Origin of the sequence: Moritella sp. 5, from assembly GCF_018219455.1 — a bacterium.
Lineage (GTDB): Bacteria > Pseudomonadota > Gammaproteobacteria > Enterobacterales > Moritellaceae > Moritella.
Genome location: NZ_CP056122.1, coordinates 1,759,026 through 1,771,738 on the forward strand (window position 1 = coordinate 1,759,026; position 12,713 = coordinate 1,771,738).

Annotated in this window: 9 protein-coding genes; 5 read left to right on the plus strand and 4 right to left on the minus strand. The window is 41.0% G+C overall.

Going from position 1 to position 12,713, the window contains the following annotated elements; all coding sequences use genetic code 11:
- Positions 1-125: 125 nt before the first annotated feature.
- From HWV01_RS07905 to torR, 3 genes are all read left to right on the plus strand, one after another.
- Positions 126-272 (plus strand): hypothetical protein, encoded by a 147-nt coding sequence (locus HWV01_RS07905; RefSeq protein WP_249185475.1) that lies wholly within the window; start codon positions 126-128, stop codon positions 270-272.
- Between the two features lie 9 nt (positions 273-281).
- Positions 282-1,715, plus strand: coding sequence for a porin (locus tag HWV01_RS07910; RefSeq protein ID WP_211674860.1), 1,434 nt, complete (start codon positions 282-284; stop codon positions 1,713-1,715).
- 373 nt (positions 1,716-2,088) lie between these two features.
- A complete protein-coding gene (torR, locus tag HWV01_RS07915; protein WP_211674861.1) occupies positions 2,089-2,853 on the plus strand; it encodes a two-component system response regulator TorR in 765 nt (254 codons plus the stop codon).
- On the opposite strand, the gene torT is transcribed toward torR, so the two are convergent.
- The gene (gene torT, locus HWV01_RS07920; RefSeq protein WP_249185476.1) at positions 2,839-3,834 is read right to left on the minus strand and encodes a TMAO reductase system periplasmic protein TorT; all 996 of its coding nucleotides are present in this window, start codon (positions 3,832-3,834) and stop codon (positions 2,839-2,841) included. The two genes, torR and torT, sit on opposite strands and share 15 nt — an antisense overlap.
- A 103-nt stretch (positions 3,835-3,937) precedes the next feature.
- Between torT and torS the strand changes: the two genes are divergently transcribed.
- Complete coding sequence (gene torS, locus HWV01_RS07925; RefSeq protein ID WP_211674863.1) at positions 3,938-6,847, plus strand: TMAO reductase system sensor histidine kinase/response regulator TorS; 2,910 nt, start codon at positions 3,938-3,940, stop codon at positions 6,845-6,847.
- A 261-nt stretch (positions 6,848-7,108) separates the two neighbouring features.
- Positions 7,109-9,760 carry a molybdopterin-dependent oxidoreductase gene (locus HWV01_RS07930; RefSeq protein ID WP_211674864.1) on the plus strand — a complete coding sequence of 884 codons (2,652 nt, stop codon included), beginning with the start codon at positions 7,109-7,111 and terminating at the stop codon, positions 9,758-9,760.
- 147 nt (positions 9,761-9,907) lie between these two features.
- Here HWV01_RS07930 and HWV01_RS07935 read toward each other — a convergent pair whose 3' ends face one another.
- From HWV01_RS07935 to HWV01_RS07945, 3 genes are all read right to left on the minus strand, one after another.
- Positions 9,908-10,468, minus strand: coding sequence for a cytochrome b (locus tag HWV01_RS07935; RefSeq protein WP_211674865.1), 561 nt, complete (start codon positions 10,466-10,468; stop codon positions 9,908-9,910).
- A 158-nt stretch (positions 10,469-10,626) separates the two neighbouring features.
- Positions 10,627-11,559: a 3'(2'),5'-bisphosphate nucleotidase CysQ gene (locus tag HWV01_RS07940; RefSeq protein WP_211674866.1), complete on the minus strand. Its 933-nt coding sequence runs from the start codon at positions 11,557-11,559 to the stop codon at positions 10,627-10,629.
- A gap of 5 nt (positions 11,560-11,564) precedes the next feature.
- Positions 11,565-12,641, minus strand: coding sequence for a phosphotransferase (locus tag HWV01_RS07945; RefSeq protein WP_211674867.1), 1,077 nt, complete (start codon positions 12,639-12,641; stop codon positions 11,565-11,567).
- Between the last annotated feature and the right edge of the window lie 72 nt (positions 12,642-12,713).

Here is a 12,713-nt window from a genome sequence, read left to right on the forward strand (position 1 = left end):
GGTCAATGAACCTTTCAATACTTGTTCTTACATACCGTGGAATCCAAATAATTACTATGAAAAAATTAGCTACAGTGGTGTTTTTATCTATATTAATGGTCGGCTGCGGCGACGGGGGAGATTCCTTGTCTCAAAACAGTGATAGCCAGCAGCGTGCTTCCTCTAAAATGCAACTCAGCGTTGATGCGGCAGATCTGCAAGAGCTGCAGAACGTGAAATATGCATCGAATTACGGTATTGCATTCAGTACACCAAAAAACTTTCAGAAGTAGGGGGCAGTAATGAAAAAAATACTACTTTGTACAGCGTTATTGTTTGTTGCAAACCAGGTTTCTGCAGCACCGCACCTTCAGGGTTATTACCAGGAAAAAGAGCTGGTCAGTTATACTGTAAATAAAATTCAACAGAACAAAGCTGAATTTTTCATGCTCGACTATGCACTTACAAAACCAGCCCAGCCTCAGGCTCAGTTTCTGGCGTATAATGATGCGTTAGGGTACTTCCAAACTAAGAACAGCGTCATGAATTGGGAGGAGTTCAAGCGCATCGTGCAAAAGGTGAACCCCGAAGGATTGCGTGATCAATACGTTTGCCGAACAGATATGTCAGGCGTAAAACTGGCTTATATTGCGAAAAGGGATGAAGGTTGCAGCGGTAACTACGACAATAAATCCATGGCGATAAGCCAGAAAGGTACGAAGGTAACTTTCTTCCGCCGTTGGGATTTCGATCCAATGCAGTCTCACTTTGAAATTCAAAGTTATGATAACAATGTCTCGGCGAATACAGAGACCTTAACTATGGATTATGTATTTGAATTTGAAGGCCGATGGATTGGTGACTCAGTTCGCGTGATCAAAGGTCAAACGGTATTAAATGATTTTTCCACTCAACCGACTTATGATGTTGCTAACTATCAATATTCACCACGCTCACGCTCGGGACTTATACCTGGCGCTGAGAGCTTGCTGTACAGCGATTCCCCTTATTTTATTACTGATAATACTGAGGATACCGCGGTAGATAATTCAGCACACCATGTTGCGAAAACGGTATTCAATACATTTGGTGTGATGGATAGTAATTATCAAGGCCGTAACGTAAACATTGATGGATCTGTGTATTGGGTTAGCCGTGATTATGTGAACCAATATACCCTAGAGAATAGCACTAAAGCTTATTTCGTCTCTGACCCGCAAAATTTTGTAATTGATATTTCTATGACTGGGCCTTTTGACAGCTGGGTACAGGTTGATGCAACTGATTGGGAACCTGAAAAAGGTACAGATCAGGCTAGCAGTGGTGGTTGGGTAAGCCATGCTTTCAATAATATCCATAATATTACCAGTGTGAGCCCAACTTTCTGCATGATTGAAGATATTGCTAAAGGCAGACCTGTAACTGGTTACTTTACTGAAGACGGTAAAACTGGTTGGGTTCCTCCGATGAATGATTGCAAAGCAGTCGATCCGGGATACGTACCAAAAGTCTACAGCCATTTCATCAATGGCAATGGCGAGGAAGTGACGTTTAGTTCTTTGCGTCAAAGTGCGAAGGATATCATTTATGTTCGTACGCAAAATCCTCAAGGTGAAAAAGAGCTACTTACCTTAGACGATGTGAAAGCCATGAAGTCATCGCCACGTTATCTGCAAATTAAAAGAGATCTCAGCCAGCGCCTTGGTTGGGCTAAGCCTTACGATATTTTAAAATAAGTTAGCATACGGGCAGTAATAAAAACGACGGAGATTAATCTCTGTCGTTTTTTGCAATAGAGTCATATGAGAATTGTATTCAGTAATCTCTTAATCTTATCGATAAGTTTAGTGTTGCTGTCTTATGGTGCTTTATCCCCCCATTAGGAATGAGCCATATCCCTTCGTTAAGCTGTGGCTATTGATAATATCTCTAAGAGTTCTCAGTCATTTAGCATTACGTTAAGTAAGAGGGGCTGGGTAACATAAACAGAAAAATTTGACTTGTCACTCATCGTTTACCACTTATATATTGATATACATCAGGTGAGCCATTTGTCTTGTACGTTATTGTAATTTAGCTAGTTAATGGAGAGTTGTTAAGGAATTTAATTTGAAAAATAAGCATGTTTTGGTTGTTGAAGATGAAGTGATAACTCGCGCTAAACTTGTTGGTTATTTTCAGCATGAGGGTTATCAAGTGAGTGAGGCCGCGAGCAAAGCAGAGATGAATATCGTATTGGCTAATCATCAAATCGACCTTGTTATGCTTGATATCAACTTGCCAGACGAAGATGGCTTGATGATCACCCGAACCCTGCGTAGCCAATCAAATATTGGTATTATTTTAGTGACCGGACGCAGTGACGCTATTGATAAAATTGTGGGTTTAGAAATGGGCGCTGATGATTATGTTACCAAGCCTTTTGAATTGCGTGAGTTATTAGTACGAGTAAAAAATCTGCTGTGGCGTATTTCCTTGACCACTCAGGCGAAAAATGAATTGGCAAATGTCATTCAAGATGAAGTAAACGATGAGCTATTTTATTTTGGTTCTTGGAGTTTTGACATCGCTAAGCGAAAACTTTGTCAAAATGGTGAGCAGATAAAGTTGACCAAAGCCGAATATGAAATTTTGGTTGCCTTTACTGCCCACCCAGAGCGTGTTTTATCTCGAGAGCGATTACTGAATTTGATCGACCACCGGGTAGAGGCTCCGAACGACCGAACTATCGATGTATTAGTACGTCGACTGCGTAATAAAATAGAATTAGACCCTAAAAATCCGGAATACTTTGTTACCGTTCATGGTGAAGGCTATCTATTTGCTGCCGAGCTAAGCAAAAATCAGCCTAAGAGCCACCTAGGGATTAACTAAATAAACTGGCTTAAAGTTACTTGGTGATAAAGATTGTTTAGCCGGAAATTTCGCGATCAACTCTTTGGTGACCGTGAGTATTTCAGGTCCTTGATTCTTACTGTATTCGTTTTTTAATAAATAATCAGTTGCTTGATCTATAGCCATTGCACCTTGCAATACCATCTGATCTGAATTTGCCATCAGAATCTTTCCACGTTTGATACCACGATAAACCTCATGGCTGAGATAATGACTTAAAATTTGTGGTTGCTTGTCTTGCTCTAACTTGGCAAGTTCACTAATCGCTACCTCTGCCATTACCGCATTGCCAGCAATATAGTCCAGATCATTAAATTCGACCAGCGTTGAACTTAACAGCGAAAACTGACGCATTTTATTATTAAGGCCATATTTAATTGATACGATATTAACGTCACTGTCTTGCAGTGCATCTCTTAGACCCAAAGTCGCTTGCTCACTACCACCACCTGCTTTTGGTCCGGGAAACCAAGCTAATTTTAATTTGGTTTTGTTCGCTGTTTTTGGGTGTTTGTTACTAAGATACTGTCCCAATTTAGCCCCCATCTGATACCAAGAAACACCAGTGCGACCGGTTAACTCTGTTGTGGATACTTCGTTAACCAAACCAAATAAGGGTACTGTTTTATTAAGGTTAGTGAGTTTGGCACTAAGCTGATCATAGTATACAGCGCCGACTAATATTGCATCGGCTTGCCACCGTAGGCATTGTTCTATTTGTGTCCATTGTTCCTGACTATTTTGATACCCGCCAGCTTCCAGCACTTTTAATGATATAGCTCGCTGTTTTGCGCGCTCAGTCATGCCAAAATTGATACTTAGCCAATATGAATCTTTTAAGTGTGGGTAAACCGCACAAAGTCGTATTGGCTCTTGCATCTGTTCAGTGCTTGCCGATACTGGCACATTGAACAGTAATGTGATGAACAGTAACTTGATGAATACAGACAAAGGTTTCACAATAAATCTCAAAATAAATGGTTACCACTGGATAAGTTATATTTAGTCATCGCCGTTATTTTCGCAATAGCGGTTATTTTAGTAAGGTTAGTAGGAGCTTACATTGCGTTTTCGTCAAAGTATAGGGAACAAACTGTTATTCGCGTTTAGTTTTGTTGCCAGCTTATTGGTTATTATTAGTACTGTGTCTTGGTACAGCTTAAGCCTTATTGCCGATGCCGGTGAAAAAATTACCCAACAAACTCTGCCTAGTTTATCAAGTGCGCGAGGCTTGGCAAATATAAGCCTAAAAATCACCAATCGAACCAACTTACTCAAAAATGCCACTAATGATACTGAACGACAGCAGATCAATACCGAATTGACTCAGCTAAACCAAGCCATTAACAGACAGTTTAAGGCCTTTGATATTTCAGAACTCACTCATCGCAATATTCGTCATTTGGTATCAAAAAAAGCAAACGTCATTAAAAATATCCGTCAGTTAAATGACAATGCCAAGCTGCAAATTAAGGGACAGAGGCTGCGCCAAGCTTCGTTTCAGCAGGTTTCAGAAGGCGTGCGCAATATTTTTCAACTATCACAATCTCAAGTTGCGAACGCAAGTACCTTTGCACTGGTGAGATTAAGTGGGCTTTATGACTTAATTGAACAGGGTGCCGACAAGGACATTATCTATCAGGACATTGACCTTGTTATTGACGAAGATCTTAATTTATTAGATAAAATGACTGCATTAGAAAGATACAGTTTGCAACTGGGGCAAATAGCTAACTTAATTATCAACACGGCGAAACCAGAACAGCTGATTTACTTAACACAGCAAAAATATGAACTCTTATATATTATTAATCAGCTGGTGGACTCAATCAAAGACCCTTATCGTTTAGAGCGTGTACAGACTGCGATGCTAAGCCTTGATGCTTTTACTGCGTTAATCAGTCTACAGCGAGAATACTTAGCGCTAGAAGAAAAGCAGAACCGTTTACATCTCTTTATTTCGACGCAACTCGGTGAGCTTAATCAAGGCATTCGCGTGCTGGTAGATAAGCAAACGCTACAAGCACAGCAAACTAGTCAGGAACATCTTAAGTTGGTTTCTTGGTCGCAGCGCATTCTTATGTTAGCCACCATCTTGTCATTAATCGTGATTATTGGGGTGATGTGGAAGATTGTGTATCAAGGCATTGTCTTCAAGTTATCCAAACATACCCAAGTGATTAAAAAGCTTGCTGAAGGCGATCTTGAAATTAATGTCGAGCCTTCTAATGATGAAGAGTTCAAGCAAATGGCGCAGGCTCTGGATATTTTTCGGGACAATGCCTTAAAGAAGCAAAAGCTTGAACAAGCGCAAATTGAAACAGAAAAAGAATTACGTCTGCATAAAGAAAATTTAGAGCTCTTGGTAAAACAAAGAACAGAACAGCTCACGCAAATTAATGAAAAGCTTAATAATGAATCCGTTGGCCATGCCAAAGCCAAGAAACAGGCCGAAGATGCGAATAACGCCAAGTCCGTATTTTTGGCCAATATGAGTCATGAAATTCGTACGCCTATGAATGGTATGTTAGGTACATTAGAGCTGTTATCTGATACACAGCTTTCGACGCAGCAACAGACTTATACCCAAACTATCCTAACCTCGGGTGAAAACTTACTGGATATTCTCAATGATATTCTGGATTATTCCAAAATTGAAGCTGGTCATATTGAAGTGTCTAAACGCGCAGTTAATCTTCAGCGCTTGGGGGATGATATTATTGATCTGATGAGGGCTCGATCTGAAAGTAAAGGGTTGAATTTAACCTTTAACCTCGCTGCTGAACTTGATACTTGGGTGCTTTCTGACTTGGGTAAACTCCGCCAGGTCATTATCAATTTAGTGAACAATGCAATAAAGTTTACCTCTTCAGGTTGTGTGACCTTGGCTATTGCAGCGCATGACGACCAGCTCAATTTCAGTATTACCGATACCGGTTGTGGTATTGCACAGGGTAAGCAGCAGGAAATATTTGAAGCCTTCACCCAAGTGGCGAATTTAAGTAGTGCAGCAGGTACAGGACTCGGGTTAGCGATTTGTCAGCGACTGGTGTCAGCAATCCAAGGTACGCTTATGTTAACGAGTATAGAGGCGCAGGGGAGTTGTTTTTACTTTAACATCCCACTAGAAGTCGCTCCGCAAACCCTGATCAATGAACAGTTATCTATCGTATCAAATGTGGTTGAAACCAACTCTCATTTTCGTATCCTCATTGTTGAAGACAATCAAATCAATCGTGATGTTGCCTGTGCGCTACTTCAAAAGTTAGGCCATCAAGTATACAGTGCTTGTGACGGAGCATCGGCGCTTAAACTGTATGCTCATCAGGATGTTGAGCTAGCTTTGTTAGATATTAACTTACCTGATATTGACGGCGTCGAGCTGGCTGTGCAATTGCGAGTTATGGCTGAGCATAAGCACCAACAACTAAAAACAATAGCTGTCTCTGCTCATGTGTTTAAAGACGATATAACCAAGTTTATCGATTCAGGTTTCGATGGGTTTATTGCCAAACCAGTACAAATGAAACGCCTGAAAAGCACTATTTCCAAGGTAATGGTGAATGCGATGTGTACTGATGATGTTTATCAATCACCGATGGTAAGCAAGGATGTTATTTTTTCAAACTCGGGTTTATTAAATACTGACATCCTTGAACAAGATCTAAAGTATCTGGGCGTAGAAAAGGTTATTGAGTTAGGGCATTTATTTTGTCGACAGACACTATCGGATTACAGTGATTTTGCATTGTTTGATGCCGCGCAACAAGAAACTTTATTACATAAACTGAAAGGTGCTGCTGCGGGTTTAGGCCTGGTAGCCTTATACGACAGCTGCCAACAACTCGAAGCATTATGCAAAAATTCATGTGAAAATAAAGTGTTATCTGAATCACAATTATCAGAACTAGATTTATTAATTACGCATTCTGTCTACCAATTACAAAATTATATACAACGACTTGCTGGATGAGACTTCTTTCAATAGTAGCAGTGCTTAAAGTGCAAACTGCTGTTTTATAAGGTAAATAAGTTTTTTTGAAAACAGTGTGTTTTCTATCTCTTTAGAAATAGGAAACACGTTGCATTATCTATTCATAACCTGTTCACATCTTGTCATATTCATTCATATTAAGCGGCAATGTCATTCTCAATATTTCATTATTGTATTGTTCAAAAGCAGTAACCAAGCATTACTGCAATCATCCAAATACAATCCTCAGGGGTATGAAACATGAGCATAAGTCGTCGTAATTTCTTGAAATCGTCATTAGCAGCCGCAGGTGCTGTACCTGCACTGACATTATTTGGCCCCAAGGCTGTATTTGCTAAAGATATCGAGTTAATCCCACATGCAACTCACTACGGTGCATTTAACGCAGTGGTAAAAGATGGCAAACTCATCGGTGTGCAGACGTTATCAGACATTGATGCGTTGCCAACTAAAATGCTGACCGAGGGTGTATTAAGCAGAACTTATCACGAGACTCGGGTTAATTACCCTATGGTGCGAAAGTCTTATCTCGAAGGTATGACGAACGGCACTGGTGATACCAAAGTTGAATTACGTGGCAAAGAAGAGTTCGTACGTGTTTCTTGGGATGTGGCGCTTGGTCTAACAGCTAAGGCGATTCTAGATACCATTGATAAGGCGGGTAACGAAGGTATTTTCAGTAGCTCTTATGGTGGTTGGAGCCACGCAGGTGTGTTCCGTCCGAACGTATTACAAGGCCGTTTCTTTAACATGATTGGTGGTTGTAGCTTAACATCGGGTGATTACTCTGGTGGCGCATCACAAATCAGTTTGCCACATATTATCGGTGACATGGAAGTATACTCACCGCAAACGGCCTGGGAACAAGTACGTGATAATACTCAGGTATTCTGTATGATCGGTTGTGACCCGTTCAAAAATAACCGTGTTGAATACCGCGTAGCTGATCATCAAATGTATCCACGTTGGGAAGCCATTAAGAACAAAGGTATTAAATTTGTTTCAATTAACCCACAGTTCACCATTACCGATGAAGCATTAGATTGTGAGTGGGTTAAGATCATTCCAGGTACAGATACAGCACTATTCTTATCTATGTGTCATTACTTGTACAAAAATGACTTACATGATGAAAAATACCTTAATACATATACAGTTGGTTTCGATAAATTTTTACCATCGCTGCTAGGTAAAGACGGCAGTGAAGAGAAAACGCCGAAGTGGGCGTCTAAGATCACTGGTATTCCAGAAGCTAAAATTATTGAATTGGCGAAGATGTTCTCTGATAACAGAACCCAGTTTGCTGGTTCATGGTCACTGCAACGTCAAGACCACGGTGAAATGCAGCACTGGGCGATTATCGCATTCTCAAGCATGTTAGGTGGAATAGGTAAACCTGGTGAAGGTGTTGGTTTCAGCTGGCACTATGGTTGTGGTGGTATGCCTGTTTCAGGTAAGTCTACGCCAGCAGGTTTATCGCAAGGTCGAAACTTGGTTAAAACTTACTGCCCTGCATCACGTATTACTGAGATGTTAAATAATCCAGGTGTCGAGTTTACCCATAACGGTTCAACCCATAAATACCCGCTTGTGAAAATGATTTATAACTCGGGTAACAACTTCATGTCGCATCAGCAAGATACTAACAAGTTGATTAAAGCTCTTCAGAATGTTGATACTGTCGTGTGCCAAGACCCGTGGTGGTGTGCATCTACACGCTGGTCAGATATTGTATTACCAGCAACAACAACGGTAGAACGTAACGATATTACCTCTGGCGGTACTTATAGTAATGATAAAGTCTATGCGATGCGTCAGATCATTAAACCGCAAGGAGAGAGCCTAGATGATATTGAGATCTTCCGCCGTTTATCTAGCCTGTTCAATGTTGAATATCAGTTCATGGAACAAGGCCAGTCAGTCATGCAAATGATTGAAGCAGCGTACGCGAAGAGCTCGGCGACTATGCCGTTTAAAGAGTTTTGGGAGAAAGGTATTGCCCACATGGAAGTTCCATTAGAAGCCAACAAGTGGGTTCGACATGGTGATTTCTATACCGATCCAGTGAAAAATCCATTAGCAACGACATCGGGTAAAATTGAACTTTACTCTAGTGATTTTGCTAAGTATAAACTGGCCGATTGTCCGCCAATTCCGACATTCTTCCCTCCACATGAATACTTAGGTAATGCAGAAGAAGATGAACTACACGTAGTAAGTCCACATCCACGTATGCGTCTACACTCACAGATGGCTAACACTAGTATTCGTGATATCGACAATATTCAAGGCCGCGAACCTTGCTTGATGAGTCCTGAAGACGCGAAAAGCCGTGGCATTAAAGATGGTGACTTAATTGAAGTATACAACAAGCGTGGTTCTATTTTAGTCGGTGCACGTGTCGACCCTCGTATTATGAAAGGTGTTATCAGTATTTATGAAGGTTGCTGGCCATCGGTTGATAGTAAAGGTCGTTGTAACAGTGGTTTGGTTAACTTTATCACGTCAGACAAAGCATCAAGTGGCCTGAGTCAGGCAACAACAGCCAACACTGTGTTAGTTAAAATGAAGAAATGTACCGATCCTGATGGACCGAATGAGGCATATACAAAACCAGCGATCATCGATAAGTCTAAAGCTGAATTTGCGATTGCCTATGGCCTAGGGCGCGTTTCAGGTTTGAAGGCGAAAGCTACCGCTGATTTAGGTCCGGGCGAGAAAATATTTTATCAACGTTGTACAGTATGCCATGGTCCAAAAGACACGACACACTTTACCAAGCTGCAGTGGAAGGGGATTACGAAAAGTATGTTCCCACGTGCTGGTCTAAATCCAGAAGAGCAGGGCTTAGTACTCGATTTCTTAATGAAGAATGCGAAAGACGCCATTTAGCACTTCATATTGGAATGGTTGATTTTAACAAGTATGAGGCCCCTCGCTCCATACTATGTACGTCACAGTGAGCCTCACCTCATTGTCATAATACAAAGGAAGCCTCCATCGGCTTCCTTTTCTTAAAGTGTTTCAGTTGACGTTATTCTAATTCGATTTCAGCTTCAACATACTCTTTAAAGTATCATCGCGGTCAATAATATGATGCTTCATAGCGCCTGATACGTGTAGTAGTAAAGTACCAGCCATAATCCAACCACAAGTCACGTGGATAGTTTTACTCAGATCACCTAGCGAGCTATTGATTGGCAACATCAACCTTGGATTGCTTGGGTCTGGGTTTGCGGCCACGATGACTAGATCAAAAAGTATCATTCCAAATCCGTTCATCATGGTCATTAATATACCAGATATAGGCATTAAAATTGTACTGGCTAATAGTAATATTTGTACTAATCTCGATAAGTTTTTCTCAATCTTAGTATAAGAAAGTTTTGGTTTTGGTAACCCTTCCTTAACTCTGAGAATAAGGCGGTAAATGGCAAAAATGAATAATGAAAGTCCTAATGAACGATGCCAATAATAAAGTGAATACACTTTATTTTCGACCATATACATACCCATTATGAGTACAGTGATCATAGATAGTCCAACTAGCCAGTGGAATATCACCGTTTTTTTACTATGTTTACTCACTTCATTTTGCATCGATTATACCTACATCCTAATACGCCTTATCAAGGTCGTTAGCGTTAAAAATGTGAGTGTATAGTGTTTTATCTTTTTTAACTTTAAGCAAAAGTAAGTAAACATAAGTAAGTATAAGTTACTCGACTAAGTTGAAACGAGTTGGACCTCATAACTAATCAATTGATTACATTTAAAAAAGTCTGATGCTGTAATCTACTGGTATACAACACCCCTTTATGATTCATGTAATTAGAATCTTTACGGTTAAGATCTAAGGGGGCACCTTGAGCATCACTTACTGCGCAGCATGCTTGCGAAGATGACGCTAAATACTGAGCAGACAATGCTTGTGTGATTGCTACTGTCGCACTAAAGTCCCATAAACTGCCGCCACCTAGCTGTGGTTTAGGCAGTTTTAAATAACAAGCCGGCGCATTTTCAAGTACCCCAATTGCATTCATCACCGCACCGTTAGTTTTGATCATTTGCAGTGCCAATCCTTGCTGCGCTGAAAGCCTTGTTAATTGCTCAATGACAGCCGGATAACGTGGGTCTTGCTGGAAACTACGATCGATATATAAACTTAATGAATGGCTGTACTTCTTAAGCCGTTCAGACTGCCAAAGTAATCCATTTTTCAACACTTTTGATATCAGTGGCTGTGCATTAATGGCTTGGTAGATATCACCAGAGCTTGGGTTATGTACAACACCAATAACTGGTTTACCTGCAATATCGACTAACGCGATAGACACGGCAAAGCCATCACCGCCTTCAATGAAGGGTAAGGTGCCATCGAGTGGATCGATACACCAGAAATAGTCTTTATTAAAACGAGCGTGGGTTGCTACATCTTCTTCGCTGGCATTTTCTTCGGTCAACAGGGCTAAATCATATTGATCGATAGTTGGCTGTAGTATTTCTAAGATAATGACTTGGCTGTCTAAGTCCACTTGCGTGACCACCTGCGCGCTTAAACTCGAACCAGCCTGTTTACTGTGTACCTGCAGCGAACTTCTATCAAGGCTATTGATGAATGCTCCAGCTTTTAATGCAGCCTCGGTGGCGAGTTGTAGTAACTGTTCAAGCTGATAAACCGTGAGTTTCATTGTGTTTATTGATCTTGTTTAGCTGAATTTAATTGCGCTGTTTTTAACTGTAACAATGCCTGTTGCGTCAGCGCTTCCGTATAACTGTTTATCTTCCAGTGAGTCGGACTCCAGCCTTTCATAAAGCGTTGAAAATCAGCCCAAGCAATACAATAAAGCGGTCGCCATTCATCTTCTACTGCTTGCGGTTCTATGCGTGGTTTATGCTCTGACAGCGCTTGCTTTAATTGTCTAAAATAATAATCCAGTAATGCAGGTACATCTTGCTCACAGTGCTGATAGGGAACACAACTGCTCAGTAACAATATTACGTCTTTCATGCCGCAACCTTTGCCGGCATATTGAAAATCAACGCCAGCAACCCGATCGCCAGCGGTGGTGAAACAAAAGTTAGCTAACTTAGCATCGCCATGGATCAGGGTTTGAAACTGGCATTGCTGTAATGTTTGATCTATTTGTTCAGCTGCTTGTTGTAATGCTATATCAGTTAACGCTGCTAGTTCGTCGGGTCGGGTGGCTAGGTGCCAATAACTGCCGCAATCCCATAAACCTGTCGGTTCAATCGCGAGGTGCTGGGCATGGAAATAAGCCAGCCAAGATAAACATGCTTCTATCTGTTGCTGGCTGACGTGTTGATGACTGATGTGTGGATTGTCTGCTGCTGATTGCAGGGAAGCTGGTTTCGGTTCAAAGCTGGTAAACGTATGCTTAAACCCCTGCGTAGCCAAATCTTCCATGATGAGTAATATTTCATCATTCTGTTCTTCAACATACAGGCATTTTGGTACAGGGCATTGCGTTAGACAGTTATTTGCGTAGTGCTGATACCAGTGTAGTTCCACTTGATATGATTTTAATTTTCGTTGATGAGATATAGACGTGTTCCAACCACGTGGATGCACTTTTGGTCGGGGTAATTTGATGTGTTTAACTATCACCGAGGTATATTGACTGCCGTCTAACGTGGCACGAAAAAGCTCGCCGTATCCACCCCATAAAGGTTGGATCAACTGGGTACTGACAACGCGCTCTGCTGTCATAGCATTGGCGACTGCCTGTAAAACGTCTGTCGGTATACTCATATTTGGCTCATGAACGAAAATATAGCGACAGTGTACAAAATAGTGCTGCAGATGGGTATTTAATAATCCTTC